The sequence below is a fragment of the Roseomonas sp. CAU 1739 genome (assembly GCF_039839775.1).
Lineage (GTDB): Bacteria > Pseudomonadota > Alphaproteobacteria > Acetobacterales > Acetobacteraceae > Neoroseomonas.
Window position 1 is genome coordinate 144,671 of sequence record NZ_JBDOQQ010000007.1, and the last position, 20,806, is coordinate 165,476.

Consider the following 20,806-nt stretch of genomic DNA (forward strand, 5'->3'; position numbering starts at 1 on the left):
CCCTAGCCGCGCCACGAAGGGGCGCGGGCGGGCGCCGCGGCACGAACCAATCGAACGGGTTCGGCCAGCAGGCAGCCTGAGACGGCATCAAGCGCATCGTCGCGCGCGCCCACCGCATCAGGGCGCCATTCCGCCATCTCGCCGGCAAAGGTGGTGCGGAACACGCTCTCATGCGCATGCAGCCGACGCGCCGCCAAAGCCGGCTCCAACGCGCCAAGGATGCGATCCGCCTTGGCCCGCGTGCTGGCGTGTTCGACCACCGTGCAGGCGACCCCGGCCCGCGCCATTTCCCGTCGCAACAAGGCCGGCAGGAAACGCCCGAGGCCATTCGTCTCGACCCGCACGACCGGCAGCAGCGTCTCCTGCAGCACCGCAGCCACCGCGCGGCATTGCTGTGTCGCCGGGTCATCTGGCGCATCCGGGTCATGCGTCAGATAGGCCAGCCGGTGCAGGAAGGCATGCCCTTCCCCATCGACATAGGCACAGGCGAGGACAGAGGCATCCCCCCCCGCACCCGGCCGCCCATAGGCCGGGTCCCAGAAGGCCCCACCCGACACCAGCTGCCGCCCCAGCAGGGTCAACACCCCCCTGCCCTGCGCCTCGCGATAGTCGGGCTCCTCGCCGTATCGGATGATGGCGGCGGGATCGAGCCGCACGGCACTCGACGCCACGGGCTGCAACAGCATCTGCCGCTGGAACTGCAACGGCCCGACGCGGTCGCGCAGGGCCGCGACGGCCTCGCGCGAGAACCGCTCCGGCCAGGCCGAGGCACCGGCTGCGTTCACCACCGGCACGGCCAATCTGCGATAGCCCTTCAAGAAGGCCCCATCCTCCTTCGGATGGCGATAGAGGCTGTCCTCGCAATGCGGTGTGCCAACGAACAGGATGGTGCCGTCGGGCACCAGGATGAACTCCGCTTCCGCCAGCCGCTCGCGCAGTTCCGCGCGCTTGCCCGGCGTGTCGCAATTGCCGGCGACCTCGACGTCGTCGCAGACGATCACTTCCGCGCGGCTGCCGGTGACATTGCCGCCGATGCCCTGCGCCATCATCGACGGATCGCGCAGCGCGCCGTCCCGCGCCACGGTGAAGCGGTCCGACGCCCAGGCTTCCGCGCCATCCGGCAACAGGTGCCTGCACAGCGGATGGCGTTCGATGAGCCGCCGCACGCTGGCGACCATCTTGACCGCCAGCGACGCATCCGCGGCCAGCACCAGGATGCGCGTCTGCGGCCTGAGTGCGAGTTGCCAGGCGCACCACAGCCCGACGAGGGTGGATTTGCCGCAACCGCGGAACGCCATCAGCAGCAGGCGGCGATCCGCGCCGGCATCGCGCGATTCAAGCCAGCGCGCGATGCGCCGATGCACCGACGGCGTGTCATGGCGCAGCCGCTGGTTCCACACCCAGGTGAATTCGAGAAATCCCGCATCAGCCATGCTCCTCCTCGCCATGGATGTCCTCCTCCTCGAAAGCGGAAAGCGCCTGGCGGGCCTCGATGAGGAAGGCCGTTGCCTCCTCGATGCCGCTGTCGGGGTCGCCCATGGCGCGGGCGAGCTTGAGCAGATGCTCGAAATGCGCGAGCGCCGCGCGGCACGCCGCGTGATGCGCCGTGAACGCCTTGGTGTCGTCGCCGGTGCCCGGTTCCGGCCCACCATGCAGGAAGCGGAAATACTCCTCCGCCACCACATCCATCGCCGCGCGCAGATCAGGCCCGCGCGGCCCGGCCTCGCGCCGGCCGCTCACGCCTTCACCACGCGTGCCCGCACCGCGCCGGCGGCAAGGTCGATTGCCGCCCCGCTGCGGTTCCAGGCGGTGACGGTCACCACATCGGTGGCCCCCACCTGCGCGATGAACACCACGCCAGATGTCGATAGCGAGAAGGCCGCCGAGGCAAAATCACCCGGACGCGCGCCAGCCAAAGGCACGTTGAACTGCGCCGTGGCGCCGGCGGCGATCGAAGCCGGATCCCAAGCCGCTTCGGCCACCAGTTCACGCCCGCCATGCGGCAGGGTCGGCTGGGCGAACAGCAGCGGCGGCGCGAACAGCGGATCGCAGGCAAGGCGCATGGCCCGTACCTCATAATCCGTGCCGATGCGCACCAGGCCGATGATGGCATAGGCCACCTGCGGTTCCAGATGCACGACCTGCGGACGCGTCAGCGTCGCATCCGCCATGTCGGCCGAACCCTGGAACCACCGCGCCGACGCGTTCCACACCAGTGATTGCCCCGACGCACGCACCAACGGCGTGCCGGTATCGCTCAGCAGGTTGCGGCTGGCGTCGAAGCACATCACCGCGATGCGCGGCGCGTCGGCATCGACCGCCAGCGCGAAGTCGCGGCAGCTGCGCGCATCCACCACGAAGCCGAGGCCCCGCCCGCCGGTCAGCACCACGCCATTGTCGGTGAACCCATAGGAATCGAGCGCGGCCAAGGCGAAATCCGCCAGCGTCGACGGGCTGCCCGAAACGTTGGACGACAGGCAGGCGAGCTTCTCGAAGCCCCATTCCGTGTTCGACCAGCGGATCCGCGCGGCGCGCAGATTGGGCACGCTGCCGACCTCGCGGCTCGCCTCGCGAAAGGCGGCCGCCTGGTGGGAGGCGCGCACCACCGCGCCGGTGCGCGTGGCCGTGGCCGTGTAGTCCACGGAGACGAGATAGGCCTGGCTGGCCCACGCCACTTCGTAGACATGGTCCTGCGCGCCGCCGGTGTGGCGTGCGACGAAGGGGCTGCAGCCTTCCATGCGCATGCCGCGCACCCAGACCGAACGACTGTTCACCTGGCACAGCACGGGAATGCCGCTGATCGGGCGACCCTCGGCCTGCAATTCGAAGCCCGGCCCGTCGAACAGATGCCGGTTGTGCGCGACATAGGCACCCGGTGCCGCCGACAGCCGGATACCGAAGCGGTCCTTGTCGGTGTGCACGGTGCTGCCGATGGCGAAGTGACCGCCATAGTAGCGCACGGAGGTATTCCACGCCCCCGCCGTCTCGGTCCGCACGTCGAGCCCGATATGATTGTTCACGATGCGCCCGAGGATCAGCGTGGTATCCTCGAAGCCACGCTCGACACCCTGGGTGCGGATGCCGATGGTAAAGCCTTCCACCTGGCGGATCTCGACCAGCGAGGCGTCGAGGTTGCGCATGACGATGCCGATATCGGCCTCGTTGGTCCAATCCGACAGCGCGGCGCGCACCACGCGCAGGCCTTCATAGTGCTTGGCCGCGTTGCGCACCGCGGCGCCGTCGCCCAGCGTCAGCGCCGCCTGTCCGGTCGGCCCGGCATACAGGATCGAGCCGCGCATGCTCAGCCCCGCCGCGCCACCGCCGAGCAGCAGCGGCTGCGTCGTGCGATAGGTGCCCTCGCCGATCTCGAGCACATGACCCGAGGCCGCCGCGGCCGCCATGGCAGCGGCGAGCGCCGGCCCGTCATCGGTCACACCGTCGCCCGTCGCGCCGAAATCGCGCGCGCTCAGCCGTTCGGCGAGCTTGTCCTCGACGCTGCGAGGCACGCCGCCCGCAAACGGCACGCCGAGCAGGCCGGTGTCGCGGTCGAACACCGCGAGGTCGCCCGAACCGTCGAAGCCCAGCACGCGGTTGGCGCGCGCGCCGCGCAGCGGCAGCACGACGTTGCCCGCATCGGCGGGGTCGAGCCGCACCGCGCCGGCGACATCGTCGGCCACCTGCTGGATGGCCGCGACCTGGTAGTCGAGCTCATCGTTCAGGCTGCGCGCGCGCAGGATGCCGTTGTCCTGGAAATCCGTCGCGCGGGCGATCCTGAGTTGCCGCCGCAGCGTAATGCGCGTGCCGTTCGCGGGCGGTTCGGTGAAGGTCACCGTGCCACCCTCGGAGGCGCCGGCGCCGCTGACGGTCGCGCCACCGGCCAGCACCGCGCCATCGAGGCGGATCTCAAGATCCGATTCCTCGAAGATCGGGAAGGGGTAAGTGAAGTCGGCCAGCACGCCGTCCGCGACGTACTGCACGCGCGGCGCGACATCGCCGATCGTGATGTGTTCGGCCATGGGTGATCCTCGGGGTCCTGGGGTGGGGCGATGGGTCGCACAGATCGCCGGCGGGATGACGTGCAGCCACGGGGCATGGCCGCGCATGCGGGCCGCGGGCAGCCCGGCGTCACGCCGAAAGCGCGCTTCCGGCGCGACGCGTCTGAGGGCGCGAAGTGCCAGGCGGTCCCGGCGATCGGCGACTGCCGTGATCAGCTCAGCAGGTTGCGCACGGCGCCGCCGAGCGATTGGCCGGCGCGCAGATAGCTGTTCAAGCTGCCATCGGACGCCAGCAGTGATCGCCGGCCCGAGGCGAGCCGCGTGCTCATCAGCGACGCATCCTCCGCGGTGGCCTTTGCCGCATCGGTCGCCAGCCCGGCGGTCAGCGCGGCAGCCGAGCCCTCGTCAGGCGCGACACCGCTCGCCGCCGCCCGCGCACGGGCCGAGGCGATGGTGCTGGCGAGCTTGTCTTGGCGGTCACGCTGGTTCGCCGCGGCCTGCGCCGCGGCCTGTTCCACCTGCGCGGTCTGCTGCGCCCGCAGGTTCGCCTCCTGCGCCTTGGTCGTGGCCTTCTGCTGCTGGCCCTGGCGGACCTGGCCATAGACGGCGAGACCGGTGCCGGCGAGCGAGGCAATGGTAGCGAGCTGGGCCATCAGTCGGTCATCCTGATCTCGGTGGTGACGGAAAGCAGCGTCATCGGCAGCGGCGCATCGCCTTCGATGCGCCACACCGGGCGCAGCCGATCGCGCCGCCAGCCGAGGCCACGCAGCGTGACATCGCCGGTGAAGCGCGCCGGCGCAGCATCGAGCAGCACGGTGTCGAGCCGACGGAACGGCACCGGTTCCGCCCCGCGGCCGAGATCGACCGACAGCGCCGCCGTCTCAAGCAGCCGGAAGGTGGCGGCGACCAGCCGCAGCGGCCCGGTCGCCGCACCGCTCGGCGTGATCAGGTCGGGCGGCAGCGGTTCGATCTCGTGTCGGAAGGCGAGACCGATCTGCACCGCCGAAGCCGGCGGATCGAGCAGCACCGCGCCGCCGCTGACCGTGGCAGGCGCACGCGGCGCACCATCGGCGAGCACGCCTACTTCGCGGCCTTCGAGATGGCCGAGGCCGCTCCATTCATCCTGCGGGCTCGCGGCTTCCCCGCTCAGCGCTGCATCGAGGGCGAGACCCGCCTCGAAGCGTTCCAGCATGAAAAGGCCGGCGCGCTCGACCACCGCCCAGACCGTGCCTTCGGCCTCGGCCAGGGCGCGGAAGGCGCCATTCGTCTCCTGCCGCGTCCAGGCCGTCACCTGCTCGGCACGATAGATGGTCAAGGTGGTGAGCGTGCCGTCCGCCATTGCGATGTGCAGCAACCGCGACGCCTGGTCATAGGCCATCGAGACCGGCGTGTTGACGAGGTGCCGCGCCAGCGTGGCCAGGTCATTCGCCTGGTAGACGTCGCTGAGGTCGGTATAGGCGAATTCGTGCACGCTGCGCCCGCCGCGCGCGATGAAGACGGTGGAACCGTCGACATCCACCGGTGGCACCAGCCGGTCGATCGGCGAGCCGACACGCGTCTGACGATTGAGCTGGATATTCGCCGGCGTCAGGGGATCGCCGCTCACCATCCATTCGGCGCCCGAGGTGAAGACCTGCAGATGCCGCCCCGAGAACAGGCCGCGGATCGCGTTCACCTGGTCCGAGACCAGGCCGAACTCGATCGCCTGGTCATCGAAGCCGCTGCCCAGGTCGAAGTTGAACAAATCCCCGGTGCGCGACAGCCATAACCGGTTCGGCAGGTCGCGCGTCCCGCCGATCACCAGGCGGTCCTGGTGGAAGCAGCAGGTCACCGGCCAGCCATGGGCGCCGCTGAATGCGGATTCGTCCCAGTCGGTGGTCGCCGCGGTGCCCGACAGCGTCTCCTCGACCGTCGCGGCCACCTGGGCGCCGTTGATGACGGTGCCGATGATCAGCCGCTTGCCGCCGATACGCAGCCGCGCGCCGATATGCCTCGCATCGAAGACGATCGCGTTGGCCGTGACCACCACGTTGCTGCTGATCCCGCTTGTCGTCAGCGTCACGCCGGCGTCCGCGAAGCGGAAGAACGGTTCATGCACGAAGGCCCAAGGCGCGATGGTCCAGCCCGACGCCGTGCGCGTCACCCGCTGCGGCGCCATCTCCGGATGCGTCAGCAGCAGCGTGTCGGCATTCTGGGTGAAGGCGATCTGCGGCAGCATCCAGCCGTGCCAGGGCCCGCCCAGCACCGCGACCTCGGCATCGCCCTGGTAGACGCGGAGCAGCCCCGCGGTCAGCACGACCAGGTAAGTCTGCTCGGTGTTGAATTCGAAGGGGATCAACCGCGCCGCACCCGGCAGCGGCGTGACATGGCGCAGCCCCGGGCGGCGCGTCACGCCACCCGTGGGCTGGATGAAGACATTGCGCAGGCGCCGCGCCCCGTTGTCGAAGGCGCCGATATCGCCGCGCCCCAGCAGTTCCGGCGCGAGTTCCCCCGCGGCGAAACTCGTCTTGGCCCGCTTGACCGACGGCATGGCTCAGCCCCGCACGCTGATGAGCGGAAAATTCTCGAGCACCCGCGCACTCGCCTGCTGGCTGTCGGCCTGGCGCGCCACGCGCAGCTCGGCCTCGGCCAGGCGATACAGCATCTCAGCGCGCGTGCTGTTCTCCGTCAGCGGAATGCAGAACTCCGCCGTCAGACGCGCCACCAGCGCGCTGGCGAAGAACGGCGGAAAGGCGCTCTCATCCGGGCGGAACACATAGGTCAGCGCGACCTGCTCCGCATCGGTGAACAGTCGGTCCTCCTGCAGGCGATACACGATGCCGCGCGCGCGCCCCGCCGTGCCCGCCGACAGCGCCCGCAGGAAGCCCGCCGGCAACTGGAACGCATGGGCGAAGTCGGCACGCGGCACCGCGGCCAGCCGCGCCAGCGCCGCCTGCGCGGTGGCGAAAGACCAGGGATGGGCCGACAGCAGCGCATCGCGGATCCCCGGATAGAGATTGGCCGCGACCTCGGCCTCGGCCGTGCCCTCGTCCAGCGAGGCAACCGGCTGCGCACCGATCTTGAGCAGCGCGCGCGAACACAGCGCGAGGGCGGACAGCGCCATCGGGGATTCTCCTGGAGATGTCGAGAACAAAAAGAAAGTTCGGGGGAGAGAACTCCCCCGATCCCCCTCCTTCTTCTGTCTTTTGGCGCTGACCTCCGAGGTCAGTCTCCAAGTGCCGGAAAAAGGAGGGGGGTTCCGAACCCGTCGGGGTTGCGAAGCAACGTCGATGGGTGATCGGTTTGGGGGAGTTCATCTCCCCCAACCTTCACTCCTTGGCGCGCATCCGCACGACGCCGGTCGGGTCGATCATCACCGCGCCCTGCGACATCATGTTGTTGACGAAATGCGCGGCACGATCGCCATGCCAGGTGATGTCGGTCGTCACCTCCGACGCCACCGCATGACCCACCGCCGTCTTGTGGTAGAAGTAGCAGTAGCGCAGCACCCCCGCCTTGGTCAGGCCGGAATGCGGCATCCACAGCGCGCCGAGCCAACGCTTCGCCTGCGTGCCCTTCCAGGGCAGCGCATCGTCGCCGACATAGTCGGCACGCGCGAACTCGTCGATCTGCAGCAGCTCCGACCACTGCTTCCAGCCGACCACCGCGAAGCGGTTGCCGTCATCGGGCACATCGGCCGCACCCAGCATCTCGAAGGCCATCAGCACCTTGGCCTTGGTCAGGCCATCGGTGTCCGTCAGGCCCGTGCCGGTGCCCAGCGCCTCGGACGTCGCGGTATCCAGTGCTGCGACGATCAGCTCATCGGTCTTGCGCCCCAGCGCATAGGCGCCGGCATTGGCGATCACCGAACGCTCGTCGATCGAAGTCTTGATCTCGTCGAGACGGTCGATCCACTCGCCCGCGTAGTAGTCCTGCAGGAAGCATTCGGCGTTGGCGTAGGTGAGGTTCATCACCGGCACGACGCCGTTGCGCGCCTTGGCCGCGGCGGTGCCCTTGCCGACCCGCGGGAAGACCGTGGTAGCGCCCTTCACGCCCGACTTGGAACGCACGGTGGGGCGCAGCTTGCTGCCCTGGCGCTGATAGGCCTCGGCGACCTCGGCCTCGAACTGCTTGGTGAAGGCGTCAGCGATGGTGCCCGACATGCGGGTGTCCCTTTCGATCGTGGTGTTGATGGAAGGCGCCGGATCACCCGGTTGGCCACGTGGGGCCGGATGCCGGCGCGGCCTGCGCGCCCGTGGTGGGTTGTGCGCAGGCCGGAAACGGACGGGGCGGGCGGCACGGCCGCAGCGCGGCGCGCCACCCGCCCCCGGGCCACCGCGCGACAGGCGCGCGACAGGCGCGCGGGGCCGCCGGCGGAACGAACGTCGCGAGACGCTCAAGCCCCGCCGGAAGGCGGCATCAGGACGCCCCACCCACCAGGCGGCGGAACCCATCCGTCACGCGGCGGACGAACTCCGGCTCCCGCGTGCGCCAGTACCGCGGGTCGCGCATCATCGCCCGCAATTCGGTCTCATCGGCTGCCGCCGGCGCCTCGGCGCGCGGCGCGAGGCCCGGTTCGCCACCTTCCATCATCCGATGCAGCGCCATCACCCCCTCGGCGGTGGTGGACAACGCCTCCATCACTGGCGGCGGCATGTTGGCCCGCCCCCAGGCGGTGATCTGCTGGGCGATTCGGCGGAAGCGTTCCTCGCCGCCGAAATGCTCGCGCAGCTTCTCGACCTGGCGCTCCGCCTCGAACTGGCTGGCCGCCTCGGCGATCAGCGGCAGCAGGCGTTCCGCCGCCAAGTCATAGACCAGTTGCGCCTGCGGCTGGCTGAAACCCGCCTGGTGCAGGCGCTGGTTGATCCCGTCATCGGCACAGCACAGATCGTGCTTCGGCTCGATCGCATAGCCATCCGGCGCATCCGGCACACCGATCGCGCGGCGGAAGCGGATGCGCTCCTCCTCCGGCGCATCCTCGCCCGGCGGGACGATGCGCTGGGACAGGCGCTTCTCCAGCTCGCGATACGACTTCACCAGCGCATCGACGCGGATGGCGCCGGTCTCGGCATCCCAGAACTTCTCGGGCACATCCTCGGGCCGCGCACCCTTCTGCGGGGCGGCGGTCTCGGCCAGCGCGGTCTCCAGCAGGTCCTCGGGCATGGCTTACTCCTTGGCGGTTTGGGCGGGGGGAAGCAGGATCTCGGCGGGCGCGGACAGCGTCCGGCCGAGCCAGCGAGCGGCGGCGGGCAGGTCGATCTGCGCGAGGGCCTCCGGCCCCATCGCCCGCACCGTCTGCAGGAACAGCAGGGTGTTGGCGGCATCGGAACGGCCCTGCACCTGCGCGAGCGGGCTTCGATAGCGCAGCACCGCCTCGCGCCCATCGAGCAGCAGCGGCGGGACCTCGCCGCGCCGACGCAGGATGGCGAGGCAGCGCGCGACCAGCGGCGTCAGCAATTCCGACTGCAGCCGGCCATAGGTCGCACCCAGCAGCCGCGCGGTCTCGGCCGCGCGTTCCAGCACCTCGGTCGCGGTCATGTTGTCGCGCCGCTGCGGCCCGAGCCGGTCGGCCAGCAGCGCGCCGCGGATGCGAGCGCGCAGATCCGTCAGCACCAGCTGGGACACGTCGAAATTGCCCGGCGCGGCCAGTGGCGTGAGGCCCGCCGACCCCGGCGCCTTCGGTATGATGGCACCCGGTTCCAGCCGCACCGTGGCCGGGTTCAGCACACCGTCGTCGTCGGCCTGCCAGATGCCGGTCGCGGCGATCGACGCGTTCTTCAGGACCAGCTCGACCACCTTGTTGGCGGTGCGGATGTCGGGCAGCGCCTTGGCGACCGGGCCGCGCCCATAGGTCTCGCCGGGCGTCTTCAGCCAACGGAAGGCGATGAACGGGCTTTGCGCGAAACGACCCTCGGCCAGCACCACCGGCCCGGCATCGGTCGCCGCAATCGCCATGAAGCGGGTGCCATGGCGGTCCGGCCAGACGGCCTCGGTCACGCGATGGCGCGGCGCCTCGGCATCCTCATCCTCCGACAGCGGCGGCAGGGGCGCGGTGGGATAGCGCTGGCGCAGTGCCACCTCGGTCAACCGGGCGGCGCGGAACACGGTGTCGAGCCGGCCGGACGGGCCTTCCTCCAGCACCGCCTCGCGCAGCGGCACTGTCGTGAAGCGCAGCGCCGAGGCCTCGCCGAGCGGCGCTTCCTCGACCAGCAGCACGCCGGTGCCGGCGATCACCAGGTCCAGAAAGGCCTGGTGCATTTCCAGCGCGAAGTTCGACCGGTCGAGATGCCCCTGCAGCGTCTCCGCCGCATCCTCGAGGGCGATCGCGGCCTCGCTGTCGCCTTCCACTGGCCGGCCCGGCGCCAGGCCGAACCAGCGCGACCAGGGCGGCGTCAGTTCCGCCAGCAGCGACGCGGCCAACTGCTCGGCCGCATCGGCCGCCGTCGCGTCGTAGATCGCCACGCGTTCGGCCGGCATCGCCGGCAGCACGTAGTCGTAGCAGTCCCGCCACAGCGCATCATGGGCGCGGCGCTGGTCAAGGGCGCGGACATGCCGCGCGAGGATCTCCTCCGGCGTCATCGTGTCATTCCCCCAGCAGCGACTTGCGCGTCGCGGTGAAATCCGCCCGCGTGCCGAGCAGGCCGCGGGCCGAGGTGGCGATGGTGCCGGCCAGGCCGCGCGTGGTGCGACCGCGCGCCTCGGCACGGGCCGCGGCGGCGGTGTCCTCGGCGGCCTGGGCCGTGTCGGTGGTTGCCGTCGTGGCGGCCGCCGGCGGCGGTGCGACGACGACAGGCTTTGGGGCGCTGAACAGGCCACCCATGCGCGCGCAGCTCCTCTTCGGATGCGGAAAGGGTCCTCCTCCGCCCGCCCCAAAAAGCCGCGAGCCCGCCCCTCGGTGAGGAGGAGCGGGCTCGCGCAAGTCTTCGGGGGGAACGGGAGGAAGGCCATCGGGCGCAGTTCGCCCCTTGGCGATTGGATAATTATCCTAATTATTTGTCGTCGTCAAGATTTTTTTCTCATATGAATGAAGATTCTTCGCCAATCGCCGAAACAAGCCCCACGGCGTCAGCGCAGGCGGCGCGCCCGCACCCAGCACCGCGCGGCACAGCGCGACACAGGTGAACGGCAGCAGACTCGGAAGCCAACCGGCCCGCGGCGGGCCGGGCGCAAAGGGACCGACCACCGCCAGCCCGGCCCGGCGATAGAAGCCAGGCAGGTCATAATCGGCGGGCACCGACAGGCGCGCGACGACCAATCGCCCCGACAGCGGTTCCAGCACCGTCCAGCCGGCCTCATCACGCAACGCGGCGAAGCAGTGACGGAAGCCGCGGCGCAGCGGGCGCAGCCAGACCTGGTCCGCCTGCCCACCGAAGGCGATCCAGACCTGCTGCGGCGCGTCGCGCGCAATGCGCAGGCGCGGCGTCATGGCGGGTGCTCGACGGTGTGGAACGGTGTGCCAGGCGGGATTGGAGGGGCGTCGCCCCTCCAAACCACCCCACCAAAGGCCAGGGGGCCTTTGGAATGCCGATCCCTGGCGCCGGGCAGGATGGGCGGTAGACATACCCACCACGCGCGCGTGTTGTGCGCAGGCGGGCCGCGGCGCGGGCCATCCGCCGCGGCGGGAGAGATATCTGGATGGTTCACGCGGTCGTCGGGCCGCCGGCACGGAATGGATTCCGGCCGCAAGCGAGGGCAGCGCAGGTCTCCTCCGGGTGCCGCCGGGACCGTGTCGGCAGCCACCCTCACCCCACGATGCCCTTGACCCGCAGCGGCCATTCCAGGCGGTTCATCGCCTCCCGCCACTGCGCCGCATCGGCGCGTTCGGACAGGTGGCAGGGGTCCGGCGCGGTGCCGCGCTCACCCCAGACGCGCATGACGCGCGCATGGATCAGGTCGATCCGCCGATGGCGGTACAACCGGTCGAGACACTTGATCACGTCGTCAGGTTCGCAGGGGCGGATCTTGTTGCCCTTGCCGGCGGAAACGCGGGCACCGTCGCGGCGCGCGATCAGCGCGGACATGGTCCAGAACCATGCTTCCTCGGCGGAGCGGAACGGTTCCGCAACCGAGATGCTGGCAAAGCGGGGGGCGTGGGCACTGCGGGGGGCAGGTCGCATGGGGGTCTCGCCTGTGAAGTGAACAATACAAGAACATTAACCGTCTCGGTTGCGCTCCGCAAGATCAAAAAGGAACATCTGCCTATTGATTTCCGAAACAAAACCTAGGATAGCTTGCCCAGCTAGCGACACATCATCTGGAGTCGCGGCGACGGGACCATCCCCGGCAACGGAACAACGGCACCACCATGCGGCATGACGACATCTGGCGCGCCCTCGATGCCCTGGCGGCGGAACACGGGCTGTCCGCTTCGGGCCTGGCGCGCAAGGCGGGGCTGGACCCGACCGCCTTCAACCCGTCCAAGCGCATCGGCGCCGATGGCCGCGCCCGCTGGCCCTCAACCGAGAGCGTCGCCAAGGTGCTGAACGCGGTCGGGCGGGGGATCGAGGATTTCGCCTCCCTTGTCTCCGGCCTGCCGGCCCTGCCGCGCGGCGGCGGGCGCGGCGGTGTCGGGCGGCGCGTGCCGCTGATCGGCTTGGCCCAGGCCGGCGGCGAAGGATACTTCGACGATGGCGGCTACCCCGTCGGCGGGTCCTGGGACGAGATTTCCCTGCCAGAGATCGGCGACCCCAACGCCTATGCGCTCGAGATCTCCGGTGAATCCATGGAACCGGTGTTCCGCGACGGCGACGTCGTCGTCGTGTCCCCCGCCGCCCCGGTGCGGCGCGGCGACCGCGTGGTGGTGCGCACCGGCAAGGGCGAGGTGATGGCCAAGGAACTGCGCCGCCAGTCAGCCAAGCGGATCGAACTCGCCAGCCTGAATCCGGCGCATCCGTCGTACAGCTTCGAACTGCCGGAGATCGCCTGGATGCACCGGATCATCTGGGCCAGCCAGTGATATTAGACTTGCGCTTTGCGGCCGGAACCGCTGCCGTTTGCCTGATCCTCATGGGCGAATGGCAGCCCGCTGCGGGTCAGAATACCGCTCATACGGGTGAAGCAGAGACGCGATCGGTTCAACGCACGAGGGAATCCGCAGGTCCTCGAAGCCCACAGCAGATGGCACAGGCGCGTGCCGTGCTCTGGCAACTCCGCCCCTTCCTTTACAGCGACGACGTATTCATTCCGGAACGCGCGGCCGATGCCTTGGGACTTGTAGTGGCTCGCCGCAGCGGGAGGGTTTCGCCCTCGCCTGACGCCCCGGAATTGGGCAGCCTTGGCCCCGGCGCCGAACCATCAAGAATTGCCGGTGCGGCATTCGTAGTATTTCCGGAGCGATCGCGGTCCCCGAACGGCAACGAGTTGCATATTGCTCTGACCAGTGAGCGCTTCGGGTGCATCACACTGGCCGATATGGAAGCGGTCTTCGGCAGCACCTACGAGGCATCCCGGCAGCTCCCCTTCCAGCCGCCATGGTCTGTCGAAATTCCCGTCGACGTCGCTGTCTACCCTGTAGAGGCACCGCTCCGACGCACCATCAGTTTTTCCTATCACTTCCTGGATTGCCTCGGAGGCATAGACGTCTGGGAAAGCCGTCGGTGACAGCTTCGCGGCGGCGGGGGTGAAAGCGAGCTGCGGCAGTATCGCCTTCACCCACGGTCCGCCGTTTACGCCATCGCGCCCCTTGCCGCGATCGGCCAGAGGCATTCCACCCGCCCCTTCCGCACGCCGACATACCAGTCGTAGCGGTCGACCGTCGGGTCGCAATGGCCAGGCACCAGGCGCAGCTTTTCCCCCAGCGCAGGCGCGGCGCCGTCCTCGATCATGATCTTGCCGTGCTCGTCCGACGCACCGGCGTAGCGCAGCCCCGGCCGTTCCCACACGCCGGGCATGCCGGAATCGACCGAGACACCCTTGTGGCCGCAATCGACCACCGCGACGCCCGGCGTGGCGCGGGACATCACCTGCGCCAGCACGAACAGTGCGTGGCGGAAGGGCGGTGCGTCCTCGTTCTTCGCGTAGTCCACATCCATGAAGGCGTAGGACCCGGCCTGGATCTCGGTATAGACACCGCTCGCCGCCTCATGCCGGAAGGTGCCGGTGCCGGCCCCGCCGACGATCGGGCATTCCAGGCCGCGCTGCTTCAACTGCTCGACCGTCCGGCGAGACCGGTTGGCGGCTTCGGCGATGGCGGCCGCGCGCTGCTCCGGCGTGCGCATGTGCTGCGCGCTGCCATGATAGGCCTGCAACCCGCCGAACATCAGTTGCTTGCTGGCGGCGATGCGTTCGGCAAGCGCCACGGCCGGCGGCCCGTGCTCCACACCGGCACGGCCCATGCCGACATCGATCTCGACCAGCACGGGAATCCGCACGCCGGCGGCTTCCGCCGCCTGTTCGACCAGCGCGATCTGCGCGGCGTCATCAACGCAGACACCGACTTTGCAGATCCGTGCCAGCGCGGCGAGCCGCGCGAGCTTGCGCGGGCTGACCACCTGGTTGGTTACCAACACGTTCGGGATGCCGCCCCAGGCGAGTTGCTCCGCCTCTCCCACCTTCTGCACGCATTGCCCCACCGCGCCGCGCGCCATCTGCAGCTTCGCCACCACCGGCGATTTATGCGTCTTGGCATGCGCCCGCAGCTTCGCCCCGGTCGGCGCCAGCAGTGCTGCCATGGTGTCGAGGTTGTGCTCGAAGGCATCGAGGTCGATCAGCAGCGCCGGCGTATCGACTTCATCCTCACGCATGCCGGGTTCGGCGGGCGGCGACTGCAGCATGGTTCATCCCTTCGGTCAGCCGGGGCATGATGCGGCGATGTTCCCTTCCGATCCAGACGTCCTCGTCATCGGCGCCGGCTGCGCGGGTATCGCGGCGGCGCGAGAACTCGCCACGCGTGGCCGCAGCTGCATCGTGCTGGAAGGCGGCACGCGCGTCGGCGGGCGCGCCTATACGGAATCCGCAAGCCTCGGGGTGCCGATCGACCATGGCGCATCCTGGCTGCACCAGGCCGATGATAACCCGCTGACGCCCCTTGCCCGCGCGCTGGGCGTGACGCTGATCGACCATGACGCGGTGCGCGACCGGCGCCTCTTCGCCCATGGCCGCTACGCCACGTCGGAGGAACGCCGCGCCTTCGCCGCCGCCGAGGATAATTTCTGGACCACCATCGAGGCCGCCGCCGCCGATGGCAGGCCGGACCGCCCGGCCTCGGAAGCCGCCCCGCGCGACGGCCCCTGGGATGCGACCGTTGCGCATTGGGAGGGCGCGCAGATCTGCGCCGCCGAACTCTCGCACATGTCGTTGCACGATTTCGCCGCGACGGCGCTGGACGGCCCGAACCTGGTCACCCGCGACGGAATCGGCGGGTTGGCCTCACGCCTGGCGGAGGGGCTGCCCATCCGCCTCGCCGCGCGCGTGGATCGTATCCAATGGGGTGCGCGCGGCGTCACGGCGACAGGTGCCTTCGGCACGGTCACGGCGAAGGCCGCGATCGTCACCGTTTCGACCGGCGTTCTGGCGGCGGGCGGCATCACCTTCGATCCGCCGCTGCCGGCCGACACGCAGGCCGCCATCCATGCCTTGCCGCTCGGCCTGCTGACCAAGATCGCCTTCCGCGCCGACCATCCCGACGCTCCGGACCTGCCGCCCTTCGCCAGCCTGCGCCGCGCCGTCGAACGGGCGGCAGACCGTCCGATGGCCTGGATATCCCGCCTGTTCGGCGACCCGACGCTGATCGCCTTCTGCGGCGGCGCCCGCGCCTGGGAGATCGCCGGCGACCCAGCCCGCGCCGAAGCCGAGGCGCGCGCCGAGGCCACCGCGATCTTCGGCGCCCGCGCCGCCGCAGCCCTCGGCCGCCCGACAGTGACGCAATGGGCCGAGGACCCGCTATTCCGCGGCGCCTACAGCCATGCCGTGCCGGGCGCGCAGGCTGCGCGACAGACGCTTGCCCAGCCGCTGGCAGGTGGCCGGCTCTGCTTCGCCGGGGAAGCCTGTCACCCCCGCTTCGCGGCGACGGTCGCGGGCGCCTGGCTCAGCGGCATCGCGGCGGCGCGCCAGGGCGGCGCGATCCAAGCCCGCGCGCCGACCGGACCGCGCGCCGTCGCCACGATGACCGGCGTCATGGCGTAGGCGCTGCCCTCATAGTCCGACAGCCGACGCCACGCCGCGCCCCCGATGCGCAGCGCCGCGCCCTCCACGACGCCGCCGGCTTGCCGGATCAGCGTCGGATAGGGCGTGCCGCGCAGGAATACCCGCCGCCAACCGGCCAGTCGCGCCGGGCGCAGGCGCGCGCCAGGGCTGGCTCGCCCGACATCCTGGTGAGCACGTCACGATCCAGCAGCGTGCCGTAGACGAAGACGATCACTCCGGTCGCAATTGCACCGCCGCCACCAGGTCGCGGATCTTGGCGTATTGCGCGCGGACCATGACACCGAAGCTTTCGGAATCCGACCCGACCGGTTCCGCGCCGACATCCTCGCAGCGCTTGATGAAATCGGGATTGCGGGCGGCTGCCGCGATCTCCCGCTGCAGCCGCGCCATCACCGGGGCGGGCGTGCGGGCGGGGGCGAAGAAGCCGTTCCAGCCTTCCAGTTCCAGCGCCGGGAAGCCCTGTTCGCGCACGGTCGGCACGTCCGGCAGCACGCCGGCACGGCGGGATGCGACATTGGCCAGCCCCTTCAGCGCGCCGGATCGCACATGGCCGAAGCAGGTCGAGATCTGGTCGCCGCCGAGTTGCACCCGCCCGGCGATCAGTTCCTGCACCAGCGGTGCGGCGCCACGGAACGGGACGTGCTCCATGCGGATGCCGCCTTCGCGAATCAGCACCTCGCCGACGAGGTTCATGAAGGAACCGGGCCCGGTCGATCCATAGAAGGGCGGGCTCGACTGTGCCTTGGCCCATTCCACGAAACCCTTGAGATCCGTCACCGGCACCGCCGGGTTGGCGAGGATGATCAGCGGCACATTGGCGCCAAGCGACAGCGGCGCGAAATCACGGTCGATGTCGTGCGGCGGCCGCCCGGCCAGCGTCATCGCCGCCGTCGTTGTCGGGAAGGTGATGTTGTGGAACAGCAGCGTATAGCCATCCGGCGCCGCCTTCGCGACCACATCCGCGCCGATGGAACCGCCGCCGCCGCCGCGATTCTCGACCACGACCGACTGGCCCATGGTCTCGGTCATGCGCTGGGCGAACAGCCGCGCCAGAAGGTCGGTCGTGCCGCCGGCCGGGAATGGCACGACGATGCGGATGGGACGGTTGGGGAAATCCTGCGCCACCGCCAAGGCGGGTGCGGCTAGCACGCCGCTGGCACTCAGCAGCAGCGTTCGGCGGTCAATGGTCATTCCCGGTTCTCCTCCTGCAGCCCTGTTGCCGGGCGCGCTGGAGGAGGAGGCTAGACCGGCCATCGCCGCGCCGGGAAGCACGGCACTGACAGTTTGTGATGGCGCTGCCTGATCGTGCGGCGCGTACGCGTGACGCGAAGTTCGAAGCGGCTCACCCCTTCGCGTCGATCAGTTCAGTTCCCCGAGATTCTGCCAATTGTATCCTGTCAAGACGATGTTCTCACCGTGTCTTTCGAACACCAGGACAATCCTCAAGCGCACGAGCTTATTCTGGAAGCCGAAGAACACGGTTTCTCTTCTGAATCTTCTTTCAGCGTAACACAGGAGATATGTCCGACTGAGGTCAGTTCGATCTTCGCATACATACCCGGAATCAATGACCTGCACCCTGAACTGTTCGCCCGCCGCACCTGCGGGAAACTCGTGGCGCCACTGAGATAGCGCGCTCCTAGAGGCGTCGCGTTCGTGGTTGATCCCCCAGTTGCCATTCTCGCTGTAGGGCGGCTGGCCTGTGCGGAATCCGGTGAACAGAACGGCCATCTCGAACAAACTCGTCATCCGCGACGGCGCATAGCAACCGCCAACAGCCGCCAAGCAAACCAGCAATGCACCGACGCGTCGCCGCACGGCGCTACTGGATCGGGATGACCGCGTCGGAACAGCGATATCGCGCGGCGCTGTTGCCACTCCGATAGTCCCCTTCGCGCGCCATACTTCCGGCTGGGTGAAGCTTGTCCGGACTCAGTGCCCGGCATTCTCCGCGGAGAAGTCCGGCGCTTCGAGCCCGCTCGCCACCAGTTGCTTCACCAGCTGCGCCTTCAACCGCTCCAGCCCCGCCTCCGTCGTCGCCTCGCAGCGTGCCACCAGCACCGCCTGGGTGTTGGACGCCCGCAGCAGCCACCAGCCGTCATCCGTCAGCACGCGGACGCCATCGACGTCCTGCACCTTGGCCCCTTCGGCGGCCAGGCGGTCCTTCACTTCCTGCACCACGACGAACTTGCGCGCTTCCTCGCAGTTGAAGCGCAGTTCCGGCGTGTTGATCACCTGCGGCAGGGCGGCGCGGACCTCGGACAGCGACTGCGTCATCCGCGCGACGATGCCGAGCAGCCGGACCGCCGAATACGGCGCGTCGTCGAAGCCGTACCATTTGTCGGCGAAGAAGATGTGCCCCGACATCTCGCCGGCGAGCGGGCTGCCGGTCTCGGCCATCTTCGCCTTGATCAGCGAATGCCCGGTCTTCCACATCAACGGATTGCCGCCGGCCTTCGCCACCTCGTCGAACAGCACCTGGGATGCCTTGACGTCGGCGATGATCGTCCCGCCCGGCTTCGATTTCAGCACGTCCCGCGCCAGCACGATCAGCAGCTGGTCGCCGAACAGGATGTGACCGTCACCATCGACCACGCCGATGCGATCACCATCGCCGTCGAAGGCGATGCCGAGATCGGCCTTCTCGCGCGCCACCTCAGTGATGATCTGCTCGAGGTTCTTGGCCACCGTCGGATCGGGATGATGGTTCGGGAAGTTGCCGTCTACATCGCCATTGATGACGTAATGCGTGCCCGGCAGCCTCGCGGCCAACGCCTTCACGATCGGCCCGGCCGAGCCATTGCCCGGATCCCACACCACCTTCAGCTTGCGGTCCCCGCCATCCCAGTCGGACAGCACGCGATCGGCGTAGCGGCCGGCGATGTCCACGGACCGGTCGCTGCCGACACTCTCGGGCACCACATCGCCTTCCGCGGCCATGCGCCCGATCTCCTGGATCTGCGCACCGTAGAACGGCTTCTTGCCGATCATCATCTTGAAGCCGTTGTAGTCCGGCGGATTGTGGCTGCCGGTCACCATCACCGCGCCAGCGGCTTCCTGGTCGTAGGCCGCGAAATACAGCATCGGCGTCGCGCACAGCCCGATGCGCACCACCTCCAGCCCGCAGGTGCGCAACCCGGCCACCAGCTGGGCTTCCAGTTCCGGTGAATGCAGCCGCCCATCATACCCGACGGCAACGCGCTTGCCGCCCGCCCGCGACACGATGGACCCGAAGCAGCGGCCGATCGCGAAGGCGTCCTCGGGCTTCAGGGTTTTCCCGACGATGCCGCGAATGTCGTATTCGCGCAGAACGGTGGAATCGAAGCGGTGATGGAAAGCGGGCATGGTCACTCCGTTTACGGGCGGCCGATGGACGAATAGGTGAAGCCGGCCGCGCGCATCGCCACCGGATCCCAGACATTGCGCAGGTCGAGAATGACCTCGCCCTTCATCGCCGCCTTGAGGCGATCCGGCGACAGGGCGCGGAATTCATTCCATTCCGTCAGCACCACCACCGCATCGGCCCCCTTGGCCGCGTCCAGCGCGGTGCTGGCGAAGCCGATCGCCGCCGGCAGCGACTGCCGCGCATGGGCCGGCTGCGGGTCATAGGCGCGCACCTCGACCCCCGCGGCGACCAACGCCGGCAGGATCACCAGCGACGGCGCATCGCGCATGTCGTCAGTCTCGGGCTTGAAGGTCACGCCGAGCACGCCGACGCGCTTGCCCTTCGGATCGGCCCCCAAGGCCGCGAGGATGCGCTCGGCCATCTGCGCCTTGCGCCCCTCATTCACCGCGATCGTCGCCTCGACCAGGCGGATCGGCGTGCCGGCATCCTGCGCGGTGCGCGCCAGGGCCAGCGTGTCCTTGGGGAAGCAGGACCCGCCATAGCCCGGGCCGGGATGGAGGAACTTCCGTCCGATGCGCCCATCAAGGCCCATGCCGCGCGCGACGTCGTGCACGTCGGCACCAACCTTCTCGCACAGGTCGGCGATTTCGTTGATGAAGGTGATCTTGGTCGCGAGGAAGGCGTTGGCGGCGTATTTGATCAGCTCCGCGCTCTCGATCGACACCGCGAGCACCGGTGTCTCGATCAGATACAGCGGGCGGTACAGCCGCTTCAGCACGGTCAGCGCCAGGTCATCATCGACGCCGATCACCACGCGGTCGGGCCGCATGAAGTCGCCGATGGCGCTGCCCTCGCGCAGGAATTCCGGGTTGGAGGCGACGGAGATCTGCGCCCCGGGGCGGACCCGCCGGACGATCTCCTGCACCTCCCGCCCCGTGCCGACCGGCACGGTCGATTTCGTCACGATCACCAGCGGCCCGTCGGCCGCCTTCGCCACCTGCTCGGCCGCGGCATAGACATAGGTCAGGTCGGCATGCCCATCGCCCCGCCGCGTCGGCGTGCCGACCGCGAGGAACACCGCATCGGCACCCTTCACCGCGACCGACAGATCCGTGGTGAAGGTCAGCCGGCCGTCGCGCACATTCTCCTCGACCAGCTTGTCGAGGCCGGGCTCGTAGATCGGCATGCGGCCGGCATGCAGGCCGGCGATCTTGTCCGGGTCGACATCCATCACCGTCACATCGACGCCGAATTCGGCGAAGCACGCGCCGGAGACAAGGCCGACATAACCTGCGCCGATCATGGCGATACGCATGGCAATCCCTCGTGGCTGGGCCGGGCG

Annotated in this window: 21 protein-coding genes and 1 pseudogene; 3 read left to right on the forward strand and 19 right to left on the reverse strand. The window is 69.3% G+C overall.

The features are described 5' to 3' along the window. Window positions 1–2 precede the first annotated feature (2 nt). The 12 genes from terL to AAFN86_RS13730 form a co-directional block, all read right to left on the reverse strand. Window positions 3–1,433, reverse strand: coding sequence for a phage terminase large subunit (gene terL, locus AAFN86_RS13675; protein WP_347543899.1), 1,431 nt, complete (start codon window positions 1,431–1,433; stop codon window positions 3–5). After that, window positions 1,426–1,740, reverse strand: a complete 315-nt coding sequence (locus AAFN86_RS13680) for a hypothetical protein (RefSeq protein WP_347543900.1) — start codon at window positions 1,738–1,740, stop codon at window positions 1,426–1,428. Before AAFN86_RS13680 ends, terL begins: the two co-directional genes overlap by 8 nt. Next, entirely contained in the window at window positions 1,737–4,016 is a 2,280-nt protein-coding gene (locus AAFN86_RS13685; protein ID WP_347543901.1) for a glycosyl hydrolase family 28-related protein, read from the reverse strand. The genes AAFN86_RS13680 and AAFN86_RS13685 overlap by 4 nt, the downstream gene beginning before the upstream one ends. Before the next feature lie 191 nt (window positions 4,017–4,207). Then, window positions 4,208–4,648, reverse strand: a complete 441-nt coding sequence (locus AAFN86_RS13690) for a hypothetical protein (RefSeq protein ID WP_347543902.1) — start codon at window positions 4,646–4,648, stop codon at window positions 4,208–4,210. Then, window positions 4,648–6,525 (reverse strand): hypothetical protein, encoded by a 1,878-nt coding sequence (locus AAFN86_RS13695; RefSeq protein ID WP_347543903.1) that lies wholly within the window; start codon window positions 6,523–6,525, stop codon window positions 4,648–4,650. The genes AAFN86_RS13690 and AAFN86_RS13695 overlap by 1 nt, the downstream gene beginning before the upstream one ends. Before the next feature lie 3 nt (window positions 6,526–6,528). Continuing rightward, entirely contained in the window at window positions 6,529–7,098 is a 570-nt protein-coding gene (locus AAFN86_RS13700) for a hypothetical protein (RefSeq protein WP_347543904.1), read from the reverse strand. A 205-nt stretch (window positions 7,099–7,303) separates the two neighbouring features. Next, window positions 7,304–8,137 carry a phage capsid protein gene (locus AAFN86_RS13705; RefSeq protein ID WP_347543905.1) on the reverse strand — a complete coding sequence of 278 codons (834 nt, stop codon included), beginning with the start codon at window positions 8,135–8,137 and terminating at the stop codon, window positions 7,304–7,306. Between the two features lie 256 nt (window positions 8,138–8,393). After that, entirely contained in the window at window positions 8,394–9,137 is a 744-nt protein-coding gene (locus AAFN86_RS13710; RefSeq protein WP_347543906.1) for a capsid assembly protein, read from the reverse strand. Window positions 9,138–9,140: 3 nt separating this feature from the next. Beyond that, window positions 9,141–10,553, reverse strand: a complete 1,413-nt coding sequence (locus tag AAFN86_RS13715) for a portal protein (protein WP_347543907.1) — start codon at window positions 10,551–10,553, stop codon at window positions 9,141–9,143. Between the two features lie 4 nt (window positions 10,554–10,557). Then, window positions 10,558–10,794, reverse strand: coding sequence for a hypothetical protein (locus AAFN86_RS13720; RefSeq protein ID WP_347543908.1), 237 nt, complete (start codon window positions 10,792–10,794; stop codon window positions 10,558–10,560). A gap of 165 nt (window positions 10,795–10,959) precedes the next feature. Then, window positions 10,960–11,400: a hypothetical protein gene (locus tag AAFN86_RS13725; RefSeq protein ID WP_347543909.1), complete on the reverse strand. Its 441-nt coding sequence runs from the start codon at window positions 11,398–11,400 to the stop codon at window positions 10,960–10,962. 316 nt (window positions 11,401–11,716) lie between these two features. Next, a complete protein-coding gene (locus AAFN86_RS13730) occupies window positions 11,717–12,091 on the reverse strand; it encodes a hypothetical protein (RefSeq protein WP_347543910.1) in 375 nt (124 codons plus the stop codon). 188 nt (window positions 12,092–12,279) lie between these two features. Between AAFN86_RS13730 and AAFN86_RS13735 the strand changes: the two genes are divergently transcribed. After that, window positions 12,280–12,930 (forward strand): helix-turn-helix transcriptional regulator, encoded by a 651-nt coding sequence (locus AAFN86_RS13735; protein ID WP_347543911.1) that lies wholly within the window; start codon window positions 12,280–12,282, stop codon window positions 12,928–12,930. 161 nt (window positions 12,931–13,091) lie between these two features. Then, on the forward strand, window positions 13,092–13,574 hold the full coding sequence (locus tag AAFN86_RS13740; protein WP_347543912.1) for a hypothetical protein: 483 nt from the start codon (window positions 13,092–13,094) through the stop codon (window positions 13,572–13,574). A 65-nt stretch (window positions 13,575–13,639) separates the two neighbouring features. Here AAFN86_RS13740 and AAFN86_RS13745 read toward each other — a convergent pair whose 3' ends face one another. Next, window positions 13,640–14,746 carry a DSD1 family PLP-dependent enzyme gene (locus AAFN86_RS13745; protein WP_347543913.1) on the reverse strand — a complete coding sequence of 369 codons (1,107 nt, stop codon included), beginning with the start codon at window positions 14,744–14,746 and terminating at the stop codon, window positions 13,640–13,642. Between the two features lie 37 nt (window positions 14,747–14,783). Between AAFN86_RS13745 and AAFN86_RS13750 the strand changes: the two genes are divergently transcribed. Further along, window positions 14,784–16,097, forward strand: a complete 1,314-nt coding sequence (locus tag AAFN86_RS13750) for an NAD(P)/FAD-dependent oxidoreductase (RefSeq protein WP_347543914.1) — start codon at window positions 14,784–14,786, stop codon at window positions 16,095–16,097. Here the strand turns inward: AAFN86_RS13750 and AAFN86_RS29580 are convergent. The 6 genes and pseudogenes from AAFN86_RS29580 to AAFN86_RS13775 all read right to left on the reverse strand — a co-directional run. After that, window positions 16,085–16,252: pseudogene (locus AAFN86_RS29580) on the reverse strand (gamma-glutamylcyclotransferase family protein); the annotation flags it as partial. The gene AAFN86_RS13750 and the pseudogene AAFN86_RS29580 sit on opposite strands and share 13 nt — an antisense overlap. Further along, the gene (locus tag AAFN86_RS13755) at window positions 16,186–16,332 is read right to left on the reverse strand and encodes a hypothetical protein (protein WP_347543915.1); all 147 of its coding nucleotides are present in this window, start codon (window positions 16,330–16,332) and stop codon (window positions 16,186–16,188) included. The pseudogene AAFN86_RS29580 and the gene AAFN86_RS13755, both read right to left, overlap by 67 nt. Beyond that, entirely contained in the window at window positions 16,329–17,309 is a 981-nt protein-coding gene (locus AAFN86_RS13760; RefSeq protein ID WP_347543916.1) for a tripartite tricarboxylate transporter substrate-binding protein, read from the reverse strand. The genes AAFN86_RS13755 and AAFN86_RS13760 overlap by 4 nt, the downstream gene beginning before the upstream one ends. 168 nt (window positions 17,310–17,477) lie before the next feature. Further along, window positions 17,478–17,849 carry a hypothetical protein gene (locus AAFN86_RS13765; protein WP_347543917.1) on the reverse strand — a complete coding sequence of 124 codons (372 nt, stop codon included), beginning with the start codon at window positions 17,847–17,849 and terminating at the stop codon, window positions 17,478–17,480. 201 nt (window positions 17,850–18,050) lie between these two features. Further along, the gene (gene pgmG / locus AAFN86_RS13770; protein WP_347543918.1) at window positions 18,051–19,463 is read right to left on the reverse strand and encodes a phosphoglucomutase/phosphomannomutase PgmG; all 1,413 of its coding nucleotides are present in this window, start codon (window positions 19,461–19,463) and stop codon (window positions 18,051–18,053) included. An 11-nt stretch (window positions 19,464–19,474) separates the two neighbouring features. Further along, entirely contained in the window at window positions 19,475–20,779 is a 1,305-nt protein-coding gene (locus tag AAFN86_RS13775) for a UDP-glucose/GDP-mannose dehydrogenase family protein (RefSeq protein WP_347543919.1), read from the reverse strand. Window positions 20,780–20,806 lie beyond the last annotated feature (27 nt).